The 20,831-nt window shown below is 37.6% G+C and carries 24 protein-coding genes, 3 pseudogenes and 1 riboswitch; of the genes and pseudogenes, 11 read left to right on the top strand and 16 right to left on the bottom strand.

Annotated features, from left to right (window positions below):
• Positions 1 to 183: 183 nt before the first annotated feature.
• From ACQKMR_RS06850 to ACQKMR_RS06830, 5 genes and pseudogenes are all read left to right on the top strand, one after another.
• A pseudogene (locus tag ACQKMR_RS06850) lies at positions 184 to 438 on the top strand (transposase); the annotation flags it as partial.
• 121 nt (positions 439 to 559) lie between these two features.
• Complete coding sequence (locus tag ACQKMR_RS06845) at positions 560 to 1,159, top strand: bifunctional transcriptional activator/DNA repair enzyme AdaA (protein ID WP_427696805.1); 600 nt, start codon at positions 560 to 562, stop codon at positions 1,157 to 1,159.
• Positions 1,146 to 1,682, top strand: a complete 537-nt coding sequence (locus tag ACQKMR_RS06840; RefSeq protein WP_427696615.1) for a methylated-DNA--[protein]-cysteine S-methyltransferase — start codon at positions 1,146 to 1,148, stop codon at positions 1,680 to 1,682. Before ACQKMR_RS06845 ends, ACQKMR_RS06840 begins: the two co-directional genes overlap by 14 nt.
• Positions 1,675 to 2,388, top strand: a complete 714-nt coding sequence (locus ACQKMR_RS06835; protein WP_427696614.1) for a 2OG-Fe(II) oxygenase — start codon at positions 1,675 to 1,677, stop codon at positions 2,386 to 2,388. The genes ACQKMR_RS06840 and ACQKMR_RS06835 overlap by 8 nt, the downstream gene beginning before the upstream one ends.
• A 12-nt stretch (positions 2,389 to 2,400) precedes the next feature.
• On the top strand, positions 2,401 to 3,222 hold the full coding sequence (locus tag ACQKMR_RS06830; protein ID WP_427696613.1) for a radical SAM protein: 822 nt from the start codon (positions 2,401 to 2,403) through the stop codon (positions 3,220 to 3,222).
• A gap of 55 nt (positions 3,223 to 3,277) precedes the next feature.
• Here the strand turns inward: ACQKMR_RS06830 and ACQKMR_RS06825 are convergent, their stop codons facing one another.
• The 8 genes from ACQKMR_RS06825 to ACQKMR_RS06790 all read right to left on the bottom strand — a co-directional run bounded on the left by ACQKMR_RS06825 (position 3,278) and on the right by ACQKMR_RS06790 (position 8,092).
• Positions 3,278 to 3,499, bottom strand: coding sequence for a hypothetical protein (locus ACQKMR_RS06825; RefSeq protein ID WP_427696612.1), 222 nt, complete (start codon positions 3,497 to 3,499; stop codon positions 3,278 to 3,280).
• Between the two features lie 398 nt (positions 3,500 to 3,897).
• Positions 3,898 to 4,107 carry a twin-arginine translocase TatA/TatE family subunit gene (locus tag ACQKMR_RS06820; protein ID WP_427696611.1) on the bottom strand — a complete coding sequence of 70 codons (210 nt, stop codon included), beginning with the start codon at positions 4,105 to 4,107 and terminating at the stop codon, positions 3,898 to 3,900.
• 189 nt (positions 4,108 to 4,296) lie between these two features.
• A complete protein-coding gene (locus ACQKMR_RS06815; protein ID WP_427696804.1) occupies positions 4,297 to 4,488 on the bottom strand; it encodes a MerR family transcriptional regulator in 192 nt (63 codons plus the stop codon).
• Between the two features lie 105 nt (positions 4,489 to 4,593).
• Entirely contained in the window at positions 4,594 to 5,199 is a 606-nt protein-coding gene (locus ACQKMR_RS06810; RefSeq protein ID WP_427696610.1) for an undecaprenyl-diphosphatase, read from the bottom strand.
• Positions 5,200 to 5,373: 174 nt separating this feature from the next.
• Positions 5,374 to 6,174, bottom strand: a complete 801-nt coding sequence (locus ACQKMR_RS06805) for an LCP family protein (RefSeq protein WP_427696803.1) — start codon at positions 6,172 to 6,174, stop codon at positions 5,374 to 5,376.
• 198 nt (positions 6,175 to 6,372) lie between these two features.
• Positions 6,373 to 7,023 carry a helix-turn-helix domain-containing protein gene (locus ACQKMR_RS06800; RefSeq protein ID WP_427696609.1) on the bottom strand — a complete coding sequence of 217 codons (651 nt, stop codon included), beginning with the start codon at positions 7,021 to 7,023 and terminating at the stop codon, positions 6,373 to 6,375.
• A gap of 151 nt (positions 7,024 to 7,174) precedes the next feature.
• Positions 7,175 to 7,804, bottom strand: coding sequence for a sporulation membrane protein YtaF (gene ytaF, locus ACQKMR_RS06795; RefSeq protein ID WP_427696608.1), 630 nt, complete (start codon positions 7,802 to 7,804; stop codon positions 7,175 to 7,177).
• A gap of 129 nt (positions 7,805 to 7,933) precedes the next feature.
• Positions 7,934 to 8,092, bottom strand: coding sequence for a hypothetical protein (locus tag ACQKMR_RS06790; RefSeq protein ID WP_427696607.1), 159 nt, complete (start codon positions 8,090 to 8,092; stop codon positions 7,934 to 7,936).
• 237 nt (positions 8,093 to 8,329) lie between these two features.
• Between ACQKMR_RS06790 and ACQKMR_RS06785 the strand changes: the two are divergent.
• Positions 8,330 to 8,509: pseudogene (locus ACQKMR_RS06785) on the top strand (helix-turn-helix domain-containing protein); the annotation flags it as partial.
• Between the two features lie 213 nt (positions 8,510 to 8,722).
• Here the strand turns inward: ACQKMR_RS06785 and ACQKMR_RS06780 are convergent.
• Positions 8,723 to 8,845: pseudogene (locus ACQKMR_RS06780) on the bottom strand (hemolysin family protein); the annotation flags it as partial.
• 381 nt (positions 8,846 to 9,226) lie between these two features.
• Positions 9,227 to 9,493 (bottom strand): transporter suffix domain-containing protein, encoded by a 267-nt coding sequence (locus tag ACQKMR_RS06775; RefSeq protein WP_427696606.1) that lies wholly within the window; start codon positions 9,491 to 9,493, stop codon positions 9,227 to 9,229.
• Positions 9,494 to 9,892: 399 nt separating this feature from the next.
• Between ACQKMR_RS06775 and ACQKMR_RS06770 the strand changes: the two genes are divergently transcribed.
• The 5 genes from ACQKMR_RS06770 (at position 9,893) to ACQKMR_RS06750 (ending at position 15,077) form a co-directional block, all read left to right on the top strand.
• A complete protein-coding gene (locus ACQKMR_RS06770) occupies positions 9,893 to 10,927 on the top strand; it encodes an ROK family protein (RefSeq protein WP_427696605.1) in 1,035 nt (344 codons plus the stop codon).
• A 55-nt stretch (positions 10,928 to 10,982) separates the two neighbouring features.
• A complete protein-coding gene (locus tag ACQKMR_RS06765) occupies positions 10,983 to 12,215 on the top strand; it encodes an MFS transporter (protein WP_427696604.1) in 1,233 nt (410 codons plus the stop codon).
• Positions 12,216 to 12,333: 118 nt separating this feature from the next.
• On the top strand, positions 12,334 to 12,714 hold the full coding sequence (locus tag ACQKMR_RS06760; RefSeq protein WP_427696603.1) for a VOC family protein: 381 nt from the start codon (positions 12,334 to 12,336) through the stop codon (positions 12,712 to 12,714).
• Positions 12,715 to 12,974: 260 nt separating this feature from the next.
• Entirely contained in the window at positions 12,975 to 13,655 is a 681-nt protein-coding gene (locus ACQKMR_RS06755) for a copper homeostasis protein CutC (RefSeq protein ID WP_427696602.1), read from the top strand.
• A gap of 549 nt (positions 13,656 to 14,204) precedes the next feature.
• On the top strand, positions 14,205 to 15,077 hold the full coding sequence (locus tag ACQKMR_RS06750) for a DMT family transporter (protein ID WP_427696601.1): 873 nt from the start codon (positions 14,205 to 14,207) through the stop codon (positions 15,075 to 15,077).
• A 118-nt stretch (positions 15,078 to 15,195) separates the two neighbouring features.
• Here the strand turns inward: ACQKMR_RS06750 and ACQKMR_RS06745 are convergent, their stop codons facing one another.
• The 6 genes from ACQKMR_RS06745 to ACQKMR_RS06720 all read right to left on the bottom strand — a co-directional run bounded on the left by ACQKMR_RS06745 (position 15,196) and on the right by ACQKMR_RS06720 (position 20,599).
• Positions 15,196 to 15,654, bottom strand: a complete 459-nt coding sequence (locus ACQKMR_RS06745; RefSeq protein WP_427696600.1) for a VOC family protein — start codon at positions 15,652 to 15,654, stop codon at positions 15,196 to 15,198.
• Positions 15,655 to 15,757: 103 nt separating this feature from the next.
• The gene (locus tag ACQKMR_RS06740; RefSeq protein WP_427696599.1) at positions 15,758 to 16,552 is read right to left on the bottom strand and encodes a GNAT family N-acetyltransferase; all 795 of its coding nucleotides are present in this window, start codon (positions 16,550 to 16,552) and stop codon (positions 15,758 to 15,760) included.
• Positions 16,553 to 16,720: 168 nt separating this feature from the next.
• Positions 16,721 to 17,719 (bottom strand): ABC transporter substrate-binding protein, encoded by a 999-nt coding sequence (locus tag ACQKMR_RS06735; protein WP_427696598.1) that lies wholly within the window; start codon positions 17,717 to 17,719, stop codon positions 16,721 to 16,723.
• A 26-nt stretch (positions 17,720 to 17,745) separates the two neighbouring features.
• A complete protein-coding gene (locus ACQKMR_RS06730; protein ID WP_427696597.1) occupies positions 17,746 to 18,513 on the bottom strand; it encodes an ABC transporter ATP-binding protein in 768 nt (255 codons plus the stop codon).
• Entirely contained in the window at positions 18,510 to 19,595 is a 1,086-nt protein-coding gene (locus tag ACQKMR_RS06725; RefSeq protein ID WP_427696802.1) for a FecCD family ABC transporter permease, read from the bottom strand. Before ACQKMR_RS06725 ends, ACQKMR_RS06730 begins: the two co-directional genes overlap by 4 nt.
• 188 nt (positions 19,596 to 19,783) lie before the next feature.
• A riboswitch (cobalamin riboswitch) is annotated at positions 19,784 to 19,971 on the bottom strand.
• Between the two features lie 118 nt (positions 19,972 to 20,089).
• Entirely contained in the window at positions 20,090 to 20,599 is a 510-nt protein-coding gene (locus tag ACQKMR_RS06720) for a GNAT family N-acetyltransferase (RefSeq protein ID WP_427696596.1), read from the bottom strand.
• Positions 20,600 to 20,831 lie beyond the last annotated feature (232 nt).

Raw genomic sequence — 20,831 nt, 5'->3', positions numbered from 1 at the left:
AATAATTGAGTTTGTCTACAGTTTTTTTGAGGATTGAACGTTGATTTCCACTCCAGGAACTCGCTTTCCGCGGGCGGTCCGGGAGCCTCCTCGGCGCGCTATGCGCCTGTGGGGTCTCCCTTGGACGCGCTTATCCCGCAGGAGTCTCGCACCTTTCGTTCCAATCAACTTTGTTTTAACATTTCAAAACAGTTTGCCTATTCATTCCATGCTGCCTCAGATCGAAACGGTTTTGTAGTCGGCACGATTGTAACACCAGGTAATACACATGATAGTAATATCCTAGAGCCACTAGTGGAAAATGTGATTAGAAGAGTTGGAAAACCCGAAGCTGTTGCCGCAGATGCAGCTTATAAAACACCTACGATTCTCTATAACTGCTTCAAATCCAATAAAAAATCAAAAAGGTTTCGGAATGAGCCGATCACTAATCCCTAATATAGTGAAAGGTTTTTTTTCTTATTTTTCCGTTGAAAGAAATTACGTTATCTTGCTTTTATATTATCGAAATGTTTGTATATCAATACTTTCTTGTATACTAAAAGGAGAGGTGAATGTGATGAATTTGAAAAAAACAGACATTCCTAATGATTACTGGAAAGCTATTATAGAGTGTGATGCAGCGTATGATGATCATTTTTTATATGGCGTAAAAACAACAGGCATCTTTTGCAGGCCCTCTTGTAAATCCAGGGTGCCCAACAAAGAAAACGTGCAGATTTTCAAAAATGCCAATATGGCTTTAGAAGAAAATTTCAGGCCTTGTAAACGCTGTAAACCCGAAGGCTTGAATCTGCCTACAGAAGAGTGGATTGAGCAAATAACTGAATGGATTGATCAACATTACAGCGAGCCCCTCACATTGAACACATTGGCGGATATTTCTCATGGCAGTCCCTACCACTTACAAAGATTGTTTAAGCGTGTGAAAGGTCTATCGCCTACTGAATATATTCAACAACTCCGCCTTGAAAAAGCAATTAGAATGCTTGAAAGCTCCGAACAGCCGGTAACCGAAATAGGATTAGCTGTAGGATTTTCAAGTACCCCCTATTTTATAACGTTATTCAAAAAGAAAACGGGAAATACACCATCAGGATATCGCAAAGCTTACCATCAAAACTTGAAGAAGGAGCGTGAACAACATGATGAATGTTAAAGAACAAACAATAGCTTGGGCCATTTTAAAATACGATAAGTGGCAATTATATGTAGTCAAGTCTGAGAAGGGACTTTGTTATGTAGGTTCACCTGGTCAATCGTATGATGAGCTGAAAACTTGGATACAAAAACGCTTCCCCTTGGAGAACCTTGTTGAAAATGAAGAAGCCTTAAAGCCCTATCTAAAAGAACTGTATGAATATTTCGAGGGAAAGCGGCAAACTTTCTCATTACCCGTAGATGTTAAAGGAACGCCATTTCAACAAGAAATTTGGGCAGCATTGAATCAAATACCCTATGGAGAAACCTATTCCTATTCTGATATTGCCGAGCACATTCAAAGACCCAAAGCTGTTCGCGCCGTCGGAACGGCTATCGGTGCCAATCCAGTTCTGATTACGGTGCCATGTCATCGGGTAATTGGAAAAAATGGAGCCATAACTGGTTACCGCGGAGGAACGGAGATGAAACAATTTCTGCTTCAATTAGAAGCACAAAATGGAGGAGAGATCAATGAATAAGGAGTTGAAATCACCAATCAACACTCTTGACTGGGACCAAATTCATCAAACATTGGACGACCAAGGCTTTGCAAAATTGCCGGTCCTGCTTACTCCTGAACAATGTCAAAACGTTATTAAGTTGTATGACAAAGAAGAACTATATCGAAACACAATCAACATGGGACGTTATCGCTTCGGTGAAGGCGAGTATAAATATTTCGATTATCCTTTGCCAGCTATACTGCAGGAGCTACGTACGGCATTTTACCCTGAGCTCGCTATAGCTGCTAATCGATGGTTGCACCAGTTAGGGAAAGAAGCCATTTATCCTGATACGTTAGCTGCTTTTTTAGAAGAGTGCCATGAAAAAGAACAAACCCGTTCCACCCCTCTTATTCTTAAATATGAAGCAGGCGGCTATAATTGTATGCATCAGGATCTATATGGAGACGTTTATTTCCCATTCCAAGTTGTATTTACGCTAAATCAGCGGGGGGTCGATTATACTGGAGGCGAATCCATTCTTGTAGAACAGCGGCCCCGAGCCCAAAGCCGAGGGCATGTCATCACGCTAGAACAAGGAGAAGCACTCCTCTTCCCTACGAACCACCGGCCAGTAGAAGGTAAAAAAGGTTATTACAAGAATACGATGCGTCATGGCGTAAGCACTCTTCAATCTGGAATACGCTACGGGATGGGAATCATTTTTCATGATGCAAAGTAACGGTACAACACGATGACAGCACAAATTCTGTATAAAAACCCTAAAACGATTTTAAATAAAGGTACAGGTTTTCTTTCAGACTACAGTCACACATTGAACCCTTACACAGGTTGTTCATTTAGCTGTTCCTATTGTTATGTGAGGAAAATGCCTGTTTCTATCTTTAGGAAAGAAGACTGGGGAAGCTGGGTTGATGTAAAAAAAGGGGCGGCAGAGATATTGGACAAAGCGCTCACAAGAGAGAAAGCCAAAGGAAATGTAACCATATTCATGTCTTCAAGCACCGACCCTTACCAGCCAATAGAATATCAGGAAAGAATCACCCGCTCCTTACTCGAAGTCATGGTAATCAACCAACCAGACTTTTTGTTTGTGCAAACGCGAAGCCCTCTCGTCAAAAGAGACATAGACTTGTTTGCGCAGTTGAAGAATAAAGTGCGGATAAGCATGACCATTGAAACAGATAGAGAAGACATTCGTAAACATTTTACACCAGATGCTCCACCAATTGGCGGCAGATTAAAGACACTGCAACTATTGAGAGATGCCGATATACCGACTCAAGCCACAATAGCTCCAGTCTTGCCCAGCAGTAATGAATTCCCAGATAAATTAGCTGGATTAGTCAATCGTGTTTGTGTGGACGACTATTTCATGGGCGACGGAAGTGGCGGAAAACGGACGAAAAGTCTAGGCATTGCTTCTAAATATCAAGCACTTGGTTTAGAAGATTGGTATCATCCTTCAGCCTATAAAATCGTCTATGACAGGCTTAAAGGAGTATTTCCTGAAGAACAGATTCTTTTGAGTCAAGAAGGATTTTCACCTTTTTGAACACAACTTAAGCCCCAACAAAACTCGAATTGTTTTGTTGGGGCTTAAGTTTTAGTTAGCTTTGGTCAGAACCTGAATGATATGATAAGTTTTCTCTGATCAACCTAATAATGCTTTTATAATAGGAAATATCATGCGGCACAAATTTATCTCTGCCAACATATTGATCTATCATCATTCTATGGTCATCTTGATTGATTTCAAAGCCTTGGATATTCACTTCTTCTTTTGTTCCGTCCCACAGGTCTTCAAAATCATCCAATTCAACTTTTACCATCCCTGAAACTTCTTCTTTTTGTAAGGTGAAGTCATTGAAACACTGAGTACTTTCATATTCAAGTATTTTACTGAAAGAATAACGTTTTTTTCATTTTGGGGGTAGTTTGTTCGGTTAGCTTGATGGGCATGTGGTAGGACCCCTTAATGGATGGTAAAGTCTTGATTTATGAGGTTAATATTGTGTTAGGTACGGCTATTGATGAGTCGGATGTCGACATATGTATAACAAATAGACCTTCAGAAACGAAGGTCTATTTTTATGCTCCTTGTACAAATCATCTTACTATAAAAATAAGTATATTTTCTTTGTTATATATATATACTTTGTTTGAAACCAACATTATTTAAATAATGGCCAATTACTTTATATGCATATAAGGAACACCCATTAATAGACTATTTTAGTTTTGTTTCTTCACTTTTGATTTCTTCTAAAGATCTTTCCTTTTTCTCTTTTACGTTATCATCTTCAATTATTCCTCGTGTAGCATTTTTAAACTCGACAAGTGATTTACCTACTGCACGTCCCACCTCTGGTAACTTCTTTGGTCCAAACACGATTAATGCAACAGCACCAATTAAAACTAAACCTCCAGGACTTACCATTAACACTACCTCCCTTTTAACTTAAAACTAATATTGTACATTTAAAAGTAAAGCTAATATTTAACTACCAAGGGAATCTTTAAAACTTCTTTACTACTCTTATATAGCTTGTTAAATAAAACAATACAAGTAAAGCTCCAGAACTTGCCCACCACTCCAAGAGACTTCAATACTCTGAAATAAAAAATACTATTCTTTCCTGGTTAACTGTACTTTTAGGGTTATGTAAGTTAAGAAATTTTTTACTTCCTTAACTGGCATATTGAGAGTTTTATAATGTTCAACCAAATCCAAAATCTGAATGCACTCTTCTCCATACAATCGATAATTAGAATCCTTCCTAATAGGGTCTAGTAAGCCTATTTGGGTGTAATAATCGATTTGTAATCCATACTAGCCTGTTTATTGACTGCTGCATGATTGGACCATCTAATCGTCTATAAATATTTGTCTCTGTTTTCATTTTCTTCACCATGTGTGTTTCTATTATTTTGCTTTCCATTTCAAAGGATTAATAATTTTTTCACTTTGACCATTTTTGGGAACTAACGGAATTTTATTATATATATGAATGACCATCCTAGGAATCGGCTGCAAAAAGGGGCTAATCTTATAAATAAATATACTTACAACTGTCGCTATAACAATGCTGCCAAGTACATCAACTGGATAATGGTGACCCACATATACACGAGAGATACCGGTTAATAACGCAAGCAAGACCATTCCAAATCCGATTTTACGGTGGCGTAATAAGACCGCTAAAGACAATGCAAATGCACCTGTAGTATGGTCACTTGGAAAAGAGGCATCAGCGGCATGTGTAATTAATAATTGAACATTATGTGTTACAAATGGACGGGGTTCAAAGTAAATAAGACCAATAATAAAGTTAATGAATAAGCTCAATGCCCCCGTCATAGTAGCAAAGACGACTGTATGTTTATGGTTTTCTTTCCCAAAAACCCACATCGCAATTAACACTATTGCATAAATCAGCAATGCTTTTTGTGTAGCAAAGACCATTAGTTCGTCCAATAAAGGATGATGACCCGCAAGTTGATTAATTGATTGAAATAATTCGTAATTCATGAAAAATCCTCATTTCTGTAAAAATAACCTAAATATTTAATAATTTAACATCATTCTCGAATTCTCGAAGAAAATTATGTTCAAATTATTAAACATGCAAAAAAGACCACGTACAAATAAGTCGTTTTTATCATGAATTACTCATGCCCCATTGTAGTGGTCAGTGGTCCTACCTCATTGACTGGTATTACTTTCATCTTCAGTTGATGCTAAAAAGTCTTTTAAAGCTTGCTTGTTTTTATTGATATCAATTTTAAGCACAGCTCCCACGTTAACCGTTTCATTCTCATATGAATCTTTAACTGGTATCCGAATACTTTCCATACTTTTTGATTTCCCAGCAATTAGCCCTTTGCCAATTGATAGAATGGTTGGAGTATCTACATTTGTATCAATGTAAGGGTCAGCCACTCCAAGGATCTTTGGTAGATTTACCAAACTATGAACACTGACTGCTTGTTCTTTGATCTTTGAGACTACTTCCTGCTGTCTTTCCACCCGGCCAAAATCACTTAGACGATCGTGGCGAAATCGAACATAGCCTAACAATTTATCACCATGTAATATTTGTTTACCTGGATGCAGTGTCATCCCAATTCCATAGGACATTTCGTATGGAATATCGACCTCGACTCCGTTAGGGGCAACGATGTCAACTATTTTTGAAAACCCTTCAAAATCGACAACGGCATAGTAATTAATATCAACATCAAAATTTTCCTTAATCGTTTTCCTTACTAATTCAGGCCCGCCAAATGCAAAAGCGGCATTTATTTTTTGCATACCATGACCAGGAATATCCACATACGTATCCCTCATAATCGAAGCGATTTTCATACTATGAGTGTTTTGGTTATAATGAGCGATCATTAACGTATCAGAACGTGCATGCTCCTCACCCCGTGAATCACTTCCAAATAATAAAATATTAATCTCTCCAAATTGAGGCTCAGTGCCTTGGAAGTCATGAAACATTTTTTGATCGCTCTTATACTTACCATTATTCGCTTCAGACAATCCACTTTTATATTGATAAATACAATAAATGGATACCGTTATAAATAATAAAAGAACTGTCAAAAGGAGGTTTCTAAGCCATTTTCGTTTCTTGTTTATTCTTACTCTTTTTTCCATTTGGAATATCACCTGTCAGAATCGTTTTTATGTTTAGTTTCATGCTTTTGTTGATAATAAATTTAAAACAAGTTTTACTGCGATTGCATCGTCTAAATACCCAATTGGAAAAATGTAATCAGGGATAACATCTACCGAAATAATAAAATAAATGAGCGCACTGCCAATGATGGCAAGCTCAGCAGGAGTACCATTTCTTAAGCGAAACCGCTCAAACATTTCCTTCAACTGACTAATAAACGGACCTATGCTGCCAACTTTCATAAGCTTTTTCTCAAAGCCATTTAGAATAGTCTCTTCTCCCTCTTCGGTGTATGAATATAGTTGATATTTTGTCAATTGCTGTTCAACACTCTCAATAGTGAACGTTTTATTATATAATTCAGAGGATTCGAGGATACTTTGAATGCTGTCTATAGACGAATGAATATCTGAATACTGATGTTCCTGTCTTTGGTCAATGGAGTAACCAGCTGCTACAAATAAATCAGCGATAGGGACACCAAGACAGTCGGCAAATTTTTGTAAATGGTCAGGATTTGCTCTTCGTTTACCATTAATAATCCGTGAAATGGTTGCTGTATCAATATTAGTGAACTCACCAAGTTTTCTCATTGATAATGACCGTTCCTTCAGTAATTCTTTTAACCGCAAACCAAGTTTACTAGTTTTTGGTTGATCATCTGACATACTCTTCCCTCCCATATCGGACTTCGAAATTTATCTAGTTTTACATATGAGAATACGATTCTACTTAAACATTTTTATAGAGTAATAAAGTAAGTGTTCTTGTGGAATATACCTAAGTGTTGACATTTTGTCAATGTTTATTTGGTAAATATTAAAAGAATGCTCTAATAGCAATTATTAAAATAATGATCCCGCTAATGATTGTTCCGAATTCACCTAGTGTAAAAGAGCCAATACGAACGGAAGCTAATTTATGCCCTAACTTAACTCCTGCCCAAACACTGATAATACTACCAATGGCAGCGGTTAGTGAAATAGCAAGTGGTGAAAACCCAAGTAAACCGGCACCTAAGCCATTGGTAAGGGCATTCGCTGATAAGGCTACCCCAAGAATCACAGCTTCCCCCCAGCCAATTTCTCCAGAGTTATCGACATCAGCAGCTTCAGGATTCTTAAGAACCCCTTTCATGCTTGGAGATGGGTTGCTATGCTCATGGCTTACGGCTAAAACCTTTTTACGTGGTGTAGCTAATAAAATAATTCTTATACCGATAATAATTAGAAAGAACGCTCCAATAATCACTGGGAACATACCTGGCAAAATCTTGGAAAGCCAAACTCCAAAGGAAATTCCCGCTATACTCATAAGAAAACAAATAAACCCAATCAATAAGTTGGCCCCTAAGCCAATCCGTATTTTGCGAATTCCATAAGAAATACTTACTCCTAAATTATCGACACTGGATGAAACAGCAAAAGCCAAGATGATTAGCCAAGACAATGTAGATCACTCCTAATTTTTTTTACATTATATTGATCAAATTGACTAAAAGTGCTTATTTATTTCTAAAGTGTTGATAAAAAGTCAACAACCCCTGCTAGTTTAACTAGTAAACTAAGCGGGAGTATATTAATAATGTTGTTGTAATTCGTCTGTGACTTTTTGTAAAGTATGAGGCTGTTCTCGTGCTAGGGCTAATTCTCCTTTCACCAGAGCCAGTTCCTCCATCACAGTATCATGAGTCTCGTTGATAACCTTTTCATCTATTTCCCCAGCGATTCTTGACACATATCCCAACACAAGCAAGGAAATGCCTTGAAATATTGTCCGCTTCCATATTCAATGGCAGCGGATTTTAGTATTTTAGGAAAAAATTATGGCGGTACAAATTATAGGATTCATGCGACAATATACAAAAGCAAATTATTTCCTGGCGTGAGGAGGCAAAAAAAAGGCCTCAAAGAGATGGCCGTCTCTTTAAGGCAGTTTTTCCAACAATCTATGATTATGATAAAGTTCCTAGGAAAAAAACGTGGAAAAAAATTGGGTAGACCTAAATTAGATAAAGAAAAGCTTGCTGTTGCGCTACGGATGTATGATAGTAAAGAGTATTCCATAAAAGAGATAGTAGCAGTAACAGGAATATCTCAAGGTTCTCTATATAGGGCAGTCAATCGAAGAAAGCTTGAAGAAATAAAAAAATAAGGAGCATTTTTTTCCTTGTCCGTTTACTTTTATTACGATTACTTTGCGGTCTACAGCAAGCACCCTGTCATCAAGCCTAATAAAAAGCAGCGTCACTTTTTAAAAGAGTAACGCCACCTGTTTAGACTTTTGTAAAAGAAATAAAGCCATAAGTGAAAGGATTTAAATTATTTCTATATTTTTTTCACTTCTAAATATTGAATATGATGATCATCACAAATAGTTAACATCTTCGATCAGTAATTTAGCGTCTAAGATAAAATATTCCTCATTTAATTTACGAATGTCAGGTACTTCATCCTCATCAAATTCATCTCTAATTTCTCCAACAATTTTGATAGGTATTAATACATATCGTTAGCATCCTCTGGTGTCACTTCTTTTAAAATTAACCTTTCTGTTTCTATGATTGGAAATTTATTCATCATAAAGTCTCCCTCTATAAATATTGGTTTTAGTAATCTTATAATATTTTCTATTCTATATCTCACTTACATTACATAGTAATCTATTACACAGCTCGACCAAACTACGCCCTTATGCAGCTAAACTGCCGCGATAGTTAAAGAAAAAAATCCTGCAAACAAAGGATTTTAATCAAACTTTATTATAAATAATCGAACTTTGTTTTAAATGATCAATCTTTTTTATAAAACTACATCAATTCCCTCACTCTTTTTAACACTACCTTCTCAACTCTTGTATTTCATTTTCCTGCTACTCTTTTTCTTTTCTCCAATTTTTCGGGTTTAAATAACTTTTGAATTTTGCAGCTACTTCTTTTCCGACTAAAAGTGCACCTACCCAGAACATTACTTCTGCAAAGACGATCGCACCTGTTATGACCCCCGCTTTTACCTTAGTGGGAAAAGGCGTAAAAGGAGCTATTACAGGAATGATCCAAGTGAGAAGGGAAATAATCAGAAAACCCATTCCTATTTTGTAAAACTTCGATTTCGATACTTCCTTACCTTCTTTATCCAATTAAATAACCTCCGTTATGATTATATTCATTTAATTTTTCCGGCAACCTTCAATATACCATTCTCTAAATATATTCTTTTTTTATACGTTTGAATGAACATTTCGTTTCATTATAAATCTAAATAAAAAATAGTTGATAGTGAAAGCATAATCCCTGAGATGAAAAGCTAATGGCCAAGCAGAATGATTTATTTGTAACAAAATGAACGATTTCCCTCCACAATCGGGCCGTATTACGGAATAAGTGTTACTCGTGTTTTGGGCCAGACTTAGAAAGAGCAACGCTAGTATTTGTATAAATAATAAATTTCCATTATTTTCAAAACTTGTATATAATATAGTATCATCGTAACTTATTAAAGATATTTAATAAGTTTATTATTTTAGGTGGTGAATATTGTGAATGAGTTATTCGTTACTCCAAAATCTATGAAGAAGGTTATCCTTCATGGTATTCGTACAACTCTTTTAGAACTTGGAAGTGCAACAAAAGTTGAACTCAGTCATAAATTAGGAATTAGTTTCCCGACAATAAGTAAATTCCTAGCGCAGATGGAGAAGGATGGGGAACTTATTTTAGTCGGCCTCGATGATTCTAGTGGTGGAAGAAGAGCAAAACGATATGCATACAATCCTGAACATATGTTAGGTTTGGCACTATTTTTAGAGAGAACAGAGACAAATTATACAATTTTTAATTGTTTGGGTGAAGTGAAGGAACAGGGAAAAACGTCAAGTGTATTAATAGATAATGATCTAACATTATTAACCAAGTATATTGAAGACATTATAGCTAAATATTCAAAGATCAGTTCTATGGCAATTGGTGTCCCTGGTTCGGTTGATAATGGTCGGATTTTTTATATACCAGGCTACGAGCATTTTCAAAATTTTAATTTAAAAGAATACTATGAGGACCGTTTTTCTATACCTGTGGTAGTAGAGAACGATATGAATGCTGCAGTTCTTGGATATCACAATAATACAGGAAATACTGACAATCAATCTCTTATCTATTTGTATTCCGGTCAAAATGGTCCAGGTGCAGGAATTATGATAAATGGAGACGTGGTACGAGGAAGTACTTTTTTCTCGGGTGAGGTTTCATTCGTCCCTCAGTATGATGACCGAAATTTTCTGCAAGCTTTGAATAATGGAAGTGGACCTAAGAAAGCAACTATCCGTGAAGAATATGAGATTGATGCGATCAGTCGCTTAGTAGCTACGTTTGTAGCAATCATTAACCCTCATACGATTATTTTTTGCGATGATGAAGTGAACAAACTAGTAATAGATCAAATTGTAATAGAGAGCTCAAAATATATCCCAGTAGAACATCTTCCAGAGATAACAATGAGTGATTGGAAACAAGACTATCTATATGGATTACAAAATCTTGGACTTGATCTCATGATCACTGGAACAAGCAGGTAAAACGAATCAGAAGTACAATGGAGCACCGCAAAAAAATTAAAGGCGGGTTATATATATGGCTACATTCTTTTTAGTAATCATCTATTTAGCTTTCATCAGCTTAGGTTTACCTGATTCATTGTTGGGAGTGGCCTGGCCTGTGATGCAATTGGAATATGGAGCACGGCTTGAGACTGCTGGCTTGCTTTTTATGACGATAGCAGGCGGTACAATTATTTCCAGTTTAGCAAGCGGAACTGTACTTAAACGGTTCGGAACTGGGAATGTTACATTTGTCAGTTGCTTAATGACTGCTGGGGCTCTGCTAGGTTTCACTTTTGCTCCATCGCTTATTTGGTTAATTATTTGTGCCATACCACTTGGATTAGGTGCAGGATCTGTTGATGCAGGATTAAACAATTATGTTGCTACACATTACAAAGCACACCACATGAGTTGGCTACATTGTTTCTGGGGAGTTGGGGCTACACTTGGTCCCATCATTATGGCTCAGTTTATTTCAGAGCAAAATTCTTGGAGACATGGATATTTTGCTATTGCTGGAATTCAGTTCGCATTAGTTGTAATCCTTTTCTTCACTCTGCCTTTATGGAATAGGGTCGCAAGAAGCAGCAAGGTCACCTTAAGTGAAGAGCCGGAAGATTCAAAAAGTGTATTTTATGATGAAGATGCTAAAAATATAAAACCATTGAAGATTAGAGGAGTTAAGCTAGCTCTGATATCTTTCTTGTTTTATTGCGGTGTTGAAGCAACAATGGGCCTATGGGGAAGTAGCTTTCTGGTGAATGTTAAGGAGTTACACGTAGCGGTAGCTGCACAATGGGTTTCTCTATATTACGCTGGAATAACAATCGGCAGATTTATTACAGGCTTTATTACTTTAAAGGTCAGTAACCATGCTCTCATTCGGGTAGGGCAAATAACAGCATTAGTTGGTGCGGTACTTCTATTCTTACCATTGCCATCTAGTTTCTCACTTGTAGGCTTTATCATGATTGGATTAGGATTAGCACCGATATTTCCGTGCATGTTACATGAAACACCAGCACGTTTTGGGAAGGAGCATTCTCAGACAATTATGGGCTATCAAATGGCTGTTGCCTATACAGGCAGTACGTTCATGCCTCCTCTTCTCGGTTTCATTGCATCTCATTCAACAATAGGAATCTTCCCGTTTTTTATTGTTGTTTTTATTGCAGGAATGATATTGGGTTCAGAAAAATTAAATGTCTTATTGAAAAAGAAGGATTTTTTTAAGGGGAAAAATACGAATTCAAAAGTACTTTAGTGATATAGAGTTTGCATTGATAACAACGTTGCTTATTTTTATATAAATGAAAATAAAGATTAGTAGTTGTTTAGTACGAAAACTGATAAAGAGAAAATGAACGAATAAGGTGAAGATGATGAAAATTGAACATGTAGCTATTTGGGTAAATGATCTGGAATCAATGTGTGCGTTCTACACGCAGTACTTCAAAGGCCAAGCCAATCGTTTATACCGTAATACGGAAAAGCAATTTGAATCCTATTTTATAACTTTTGAAACTGGAGCACGTCTAGAAGTTATGCGGCAGAAAGGAATACAAGATAAAATGACTACCCAAATAACCGGATATGCTCATATCGCTTTTTCTGTGGGCAGCAAAGAGAATGTCGATCAATTAACAGAAATGTTAAAAGCAGCAGGATACCCTGTGTTGAATGGCCCACGTATCACTGGGGATGGTTATTATGAAAGCGTAGTAAGTGACCCTGAAGGAAATCAGATAGAGATAACAATCTAACAGAAAAGCAGACCGCATGATAAAATTGATTGTGACTGTAGTTACAATGGTTTAAGAAAGCTGATTTCGTTTCTTAAAAACCTTCCCTTTTTTTTTGAAAAAGTAATGAAACTTTCTTTTATAAACAAGTTTATTGTCACTGTTCTTCTGACACTTAATTTGTTTTATCCAAAAATAAACAACAGCAACAAAATGATATACTTTTTATATTGTGATTCCTATGAAGGATACCAAAGAACTTGTTAAGAAAGGAAAATCTAATGTACATTGAATTTATTGCCACAACCATAGAAGATGCCCTTTTAATTGAAAAATCAGGTGCAGACCGAATCGAGCTCGTTTGTGCTTTAGCTGAGGGCGGTTTAACTCCCAGTTACGCCCTGATAGAAGCTGTCGTCAGTTCCGTAAACATTCCAGTAAACGTAATGGTAAGGCCTCATAGCCAGTCATTTCGTTACTCTCAAAATGATATAGATATTATGAAAAATGATATAAGCATTATTCGTTCATTGGGCGCAAACGGCGTCGTATTGGGTGTATTAAACGAAAAAAATGAAATCAACCAATTATCCCTCAAAGAGCTATTAACAGTATGTGAAGGTTTGGAGATTACATTCCACCGGGCTATCGATGATACGCCTGATCCAGTCCGAGCTGCTGAAATACTGGCACAGTATCCGGAAATAACAACGATATTAACCTCTGGTGGTCATGGGAATCTCTCCAGTCGTATGCAAACCATCCACCAAATGAAAAGAGTCTGCAGCGACATCTCGATTTTAGTGGGCAGCGGCTTAAATAAAGATAATATCCTTTCTATCCATTCCGAACTAAATACTGGATACTATCATTTTGGTACAGCTGTTAGAAAAAATAGCAGTTTCATTGAAGGGGTTCAATTAGAAAAAGCGAAAGAAATTGTAAACTTGCTAAAGATTTAATGAAATGGTCCCGTTTTTTATATTTTAACATTAGGAAAGGGACCATTTTTGGTCCCTTCAGTTTGTCGACAAAAGCGGTTATATCTAATTGTTAAAACAAAGTGGATTGGAACGGAAGGTGTGAGACTCCTGCGGGAAAAGCGCGTCCAAGGGAGACCCCGCAGGCGCAAAGGCGCCGAGGAGGCTCCCGGACCGCCCGCGGAAAGCGAGTGCCCTACGTTCCTATCAAGGCTCAAATTGTACAAGCCATAAAAAGACTGTATACAAACTCGATTTTCATCGAGTTTGTATACAGTCTGAAGGGACCATTTTTTGGTCCCTTTTATGATTGATTCATTAAATTTTTGATTCCAAATCATTGAACAGTTATATACTCAATTAACCAATTATTGTATGATAAAGTAAACATTACGAAAGTGAGCTGAAATTTGATGATGTATTCACCACTATTTGAAAATGATGTACCTGTAGTTATTCTCCCTTAACGGTAGAAAACTACAACTCCGTTAAGGACAGCAGTATTTGTCTAGAGAAAACGGAGGGCACAAAATGAAAAACACCTTATTAGGTTCTTTATATTTATCACTCGCTGCTAGTATTTGGGGCGGGATGTATGTTGTGGTAAAGGTTGTGGTAGACTCTGTTCCACCACTTGAATTAGTATGGTTCCGCTATCTTATTGCTATAGCTGCATTGCTAATTATTGGCATTGTCACAAAACAATCATGGCGGATTGAAAAACGAGACTGGCTGTTAATTTTCATGATTGGGCTTATTGGAAATACAATTTCCATTGTAACCCAAGAAATTGGTACGATGCTCTCTACTGCACAAATGGGTGCTATTATTACTTCAACAACACCTGCATTCATGGTGCTATTTGCGCGAATCATTTTAAAAGAAAAAATTACCTTTAAAAAAGCACTTTCAATTATTCTAGCTACAATTGGTGTCTGTATAATAGTAGGAAATGCGCATATCAATTCATCTAATCAACTTGGTGCGGTATCGTTACTTATTGCAGCACTAACATGGTCGCTTATGTCTGTTCTTATTAAGCGTGTCCCGGGGCAATATTCACAAATTGTGGTAACAACCTATGCTATTCTTGTTTCAATTGCCATACTAACGCCTTTTACAATTACTAGATTAGATAAACTCGACTTCCAAGCCATGATGCATCCAACTATTTGGGGCGGTCTTTTATACTTGGGAGTCATTTCGACAGCATGTGCCTTTTTACTATGGAATCGCGGATTGCAAATACTTAATGCTTCAAGTGGCGGATTATTTTTCTTTTTCCAACCTATAGTCGGCACCTTTTTAGGGTGGTTATTACTAGGTGAGCAAATTGGCTTGCCTTTTTGGATAGGTACTATATTAATCTTTATTGGTGTTATATTTGTCATTCGAGAAGAATGAGCACTAGGAAAAAGCTGATTGGTGTTATTGCCGATCAGCTTTTTATATAACTTTTGGATTTTAGTTTATAAATTTTAAAACACCTTATTATTAACATCTTTATGAATAGATTAATTAGTTACTTAGTAAGTAATTCATCCCATTCTTGAAGTGAAAGTTTATTGATCATATGCTTATATGCATCAGGAACTTCTATTGAACACATAAGTTCCAAACTATTACCATCGGGGTCATTAAAATAGACGGATGCGTTTCCTTGATGCGGGCGTACAAAAGGCTCAATAGATGCCCTTTTTCCAAAAGGCACAACTTTAATATGCAGGGATTGAAGCCACGTTAAAGCATTTTTCATATTTTCATAGGATACTCGAAAAGCGATATGCCGGAGTGAAGGGTGATAGGGAGTTTGATATTCTTCCCCCTCCCACAGACCTATCCAGCTTTTGTTTTCTTCGATCCAAAAGAAGGCAGTATCTTCATCCTTCCATGCCAATTTCAAGCCTATTTTCTTATAAAATTCCATTGAAATGGCTAGGTTTTTGACAGGTAAATGGGCTTCATATAAACCTTCTATCAAATTTTTTCTCCTACCTTTCGCAAATCTTCTGCTATCGACTGCTTCGTTCTTTTCAATGTTGTATGTTCTATCATTTTTTTCATTGGCTCATCTCCTGCTCCCCTTATTTTTTCGTCCATATAGCTTTTGTATAGGCAATCTTCAATCCGGCTCTTTCCATATTATTTTGACTAACACTGCCAAACCTGGCTTGCCCTACGGCTAATTTACAATGAAGGGAGTTTGCTTGTGTTAAGCGTTTCTTTATTAAAGCCGTTTGAACTCCATGATTTCTTAAATGCGGGACGGTAGCTGCAGCTGCAAGTGTTGCACTTTCATCTTTTGTAAACAGTACACCGATTCCAGCAGGTTCATTTCCAACACTTGCAAGATAAAATGTCCAATGTTCGTTGTCGTATAATATTTCATTATTGGCAGCAATTCCACTTTTTAAGAACGCTGGCATTTGAAACCCCTGCGTGTAAATATCTGCAAATATACTGAATTCATCTCTTTTCAGCCTGCGGATAGATATCTTGGAGTCGATTGGCTCTATTTCTTGAGAAAGAGGTGCATATAAAGTCGTATGGAAGTCCGACTGATTAAAACCCGCTTTAGCTAGATATGCCATCAAATCAGGAGAAGCATGTGCCGGAGTCAGCTCGAAGCGCACAGGAATCTCTCTTTTTTCGTAAAACTCCACGATTCTTTCGACAACCATTTCATCACCATCTTGTAAACCTTTTACCGTATTGAATGAAGGGCCTGGAATCTTTTTCACAGAAAATGCTGTGGCATTTCCAAACCATTGTATTTCAACATCCATTGGATTACCGCTTATTCCTTTAATAGCCGTGAGCCGGGAATATAAGGCATCCACTTCTGTTTGTTCTAAAGTATCAGCTAAACCATTATTCACCCTCGACACTCCTTACAATTTCCTTCCCTACTAATCATTCAAGAAACCGATTGATTTTTCCTTCCAGCATTTCTTTAAACGGTGCTGATTATTTCTCTTATCCTTAAAAATAAAACCCGAACAAGGACACTTTTCATTTGTGTCCTTATTCGGGTCATTGTTCAGCATTCACCTTTTTTGGCTATTAAAATTTTCAGGATATAATCCTTCCGCCACTGTCTGTAAGGCTTGCGGTGCACGAATTCCTTCCGCTCCCGCCGAAAGAGGAAGCACGATTATTTCCTTGTTTTGAATGGCAGGTACATCTGCAAGCTCGCTTTTATTTAATAAGAATTTTTCTTTTTGTTCGATTGGGATATCACCATAATCAATGATGACTATAACATCTGGATTGCGATCCACCACTTCTTCCCAACTAACCTCAGGCCATCCTCCTTCAATATCATTAAAAATATTTTGACCTCCAGCCAATGTAATGATTCCGGTCATGTAATTATTTTTAGCTGCCGTTTTAGGGACTTCTTCCCCGCTATCATACACGAAGACGTTTTTTGGTGTTTCAACTGAACCAATTTTTGAAGTTGTTTCCTTGATCTCCAGTTTCATTTCATTGATGACTTCTGCTGCTTTTTCTTCTACATGAAAGATACGCCCAATATTCTCAATATCCTTATAGACATCTTTCATGGTTGGTGTTGATGTATTGGAGGACTCTTGAATATATGTATTAATACCAGCTTCTTTAAGCTCCTGAACAGTTCCTAATGTTTGTTCTGTAAAGGCACTTTTCCAGCCAGCATAAGCAAAATCGGGCTCTGCTTCAAAGAAAACTTCTTTTGAAGGGTATTCCTTAGCAAGTACAGGAATCGACTCATAGGCATCTTTAAATTTGGGTAAAATTTTGTCATCTAAATATGCTGTTCCTACCATTGAATCCTGTAGACCCAATGCTAGCATAATTTCCGTCGCATGCTGATTTAGGGTAACCGCCCGTTTTGGTGCCTCTTTATATGTAAATTCATGGTCCAGGTTTGTGATGACTACATCTTCTTGTCCACTTTTGCTCTGTTTGTCATTCTTTGAAGCATCTTCAGAACTATTACAAGCGGCCAACATCATCATTACTAGTAAACTAATACTTAACCATATCTTTCGGTAACTAGTCATTTATTTCTCCTCAAATTTATTTTCTCTTATAGATGGGCTAAAAAAGTGATGTGTGTCTTTTTCGTGATTGGATGAATGCTGATTTCTGTTTCAACACCAAACACCGTTCTTATTAGTTCTGCCGTTAATACCGTTTCTGGCGTTCCAAAGGCAACCACTCTCCCATTTTGGATGACGTACAAATAATCACAATACATGGCTGCTAAATTTATATCATGCAAAGCGGTAAAGACAGTAATATCCAGCTTTTTAACAAGGTCTAACAATTGCAGTTGGTGACGGATGTCTAAATGATTCGTTGGTTCGTCCAAGATAATGATATTCGCTTCCTGTGCAAGGGCACGGGCAACGAGAATACGTTGTTTCTCGCCACCGGATAGGCTCATGAAACTTCTGTCCTCAAACCCCTTCATTTCAACACGTTCTAGCGCATGATTGACGATGAGGCGGTCTTTCTCCGTGTCTCCTTGAAAAAGCCGCTTATGAGGATGCCGCCCCATCCAAATCATTTCTAGTACGGTAAAGTCAAATGTCAGGGATGTTTCTTGACTAACAACCGCCATTTCCCGAGCGGTTTGTTTCGGTGAAAGCCTGTATAGGTTTTGACCGTCCAGGTGAACTGATCCAGTGTGTGGCTCTGCAATTCGAGAAGCCGCTTTTAATAGAGTCGATTTCCCGCTCCCATTCGGGCCGATTAGCCCTACAAACTGTCCAGAACTTATTTGCAGGGAAATATCCTCTATAATAGTAGTTTCCAGAATGGAATAAGACACTTCTTCAATAGATAATTTCACTTGCCTCCACCCCCAAAGGAATACGAACTTCGACGCAAAAGCCAAATAAAGAATGGACCGCCGCAAAGTGCAGTGACAACCCCAATCGGAAGTTCTTGAGGTGCAAGAACCAACCTAGCACATACGTCTGACCAAATAACCAGAATCATCCCTATCAAAATACTGCATGATAGTACACGTTTATGGTCTGTACCCACTACTAGCCGGGCTAAATGGGGAACGACTAAACCAATAAACCCGATAGAGCCACTTACAGCCACAATTGTTCCTGTAAGAAGGGAAGTAATTATGATTAGCACTTTACGAAAGGATTCCATATTAACGCCAAGTGTCACTGCGACTTCTTCTCCCATTAATAAGATATTAAGAGAGCGAGAGTGTACTAATAGATAGATGGAAACAACGGCCACCACGACAGTTGGAATCGGTATATAATCCCATTTGGCTCCGGCTAAGCTTCCCATCATCCAAAACATCGCTTCACGAATACCAGAATCCTTTGGAGCAAGGGTGACAATGAAATTAGTTATGGCGGACATAATCATCGAAATAGCCACACCCGCAAGCAATAGTCTTGTCGTTTGAATTCTCCCACCTACTTGAGCTAATAAATAAACGGACAGCATCGCGACCATTGCACCCAAGAAAGCACCAAACGAGAGTGCATATTGACCGAAAATAGGCAGTGCTCCAAATAGAATAACGAGGGTTGCTGCAACCGATGAACCAGAAGAAATGCCCAGGATATACGGATCTGCTAGTGAATTGCGAACCAAAGCCTGAATAACCACACCCACTACGGATAATCCCGCTCCTACCACTGCTCCGAGTAAGACCCGGGGTAAACGGATATCCCAAATAATTCTCTCTTGGGATCGGCTCCAATTCACGTCTATATAATCACCAATAAACGGAAGGTGACCTATAGCAATTTTCCAAACCGTTATCGCCGACATCTTAACTGGGCCGAGGGTTACAGCAAATGTAATCGATAATAAAAGGATGCAAACCAAGAAAAGTAACAAAAATCGAAACCGGCGTTTGGCTTTCCTCTCAAACTGTGGTTCTTGTGGTACATCCACATTCTCTTTCAACGACCTACTTAGCAATAACTCTCTCAATAATGAAATCCTCCTCAAAAAAAAACTCACAAAAAAACCCCAATCCGTTTTACAAGGAATGGAGTTACGAGCATAAGTATAAAGACATACAAACTGTGTTTGCAGTCAGTCTTTTCCCTCTCGAACACCTCTCCTCTCAGCGAAGGATGATTGGCGATACACACTAGGTAGGTCTCCTGGCTTCCAGATCATCATTTTCTTTCGTCTTCCCTGATTCATCATCAAGTGACATCTTGAAAGAAAACTTCTTGGTTACAGTGGCGCGACCACTCGGGATTTACACCCGATTCCCTGTTACCCTTTGTTCACACAAAGGCACCCAGCGGCATATTTATGAACTTCGCAAAATTTCCAAATAAATATAACGTTAGTATAGTATACTTCCCATCTTTTCACAATTGGAAAAGTAGAAAGACGGAAAGCTCCTACACTCTAGTTTAAAAGATCATGACCGGTTAAAGGGCCCTGCTATAATGGATAAACGTTTCTTTTTGACCATTGAGGTCACTTTGTTCTACATTAATAGAAATTCGTTTAAATCCGTTTCTCTCTAAAACTTTTTGAGAGGCAATATTGTTACTTGTTGTTTTCGCTTCTATCTGGTTTACACTTGATTCTGACGCTTTGTTTAGCAATAGCTTTAATGCTTTATTCGCTATTCCCCTTTGCGTATACTTCTCGCCAATTCTATAACCCACATGTGCGACACCATTGGTATTATCAATATCAACAAGGTTAATTCTTCCGACAATTGAGCCTGATTCATTCTTAATGAGATAAAAATATGAGATATTTTCTGCTTGTTCTTTTAATAATTCCCTATGTCTATTTTTAAACGTTTCGAAGATATAATAATCATCTCCACGACTTGGGACCGTTTGTTCAAAAAATGTTCTGTTATTGCATTCAAATTTAAATAGCTCTTCCGCATCTTGTTCTTTTAGCTTATCAATAAATATTTCCATAAATAGATTCCTCCTCTTTTTCCAAAACGCTGATCACATTCTACAATTCATTACCTTCCATATCACATTCAAGAAACCAACGGATTTATCCTTCCTGAAACGATATAACATAATAAAAGGCGAAGGGACCCTAGGACTAAACTGTACCCTGTAGAGTAGACACTTTAAAAAAAGTGGCTGCCCTACAGGGTCTTTTTTTGTACAATGAAATGACTACAGGCAGAGGAGAACG

This window comes from Peribacillus sp. NPDC096540 (assembly GCF_050278525.1).
Taxonomy (GTDB): Bacteria; Bacillota; Bacilli; order Bacillales; family DSM-1321; genus Peribacillus.
This window is presented reverse-complemented; position numbering and strand designations above follow the sequence as displayed.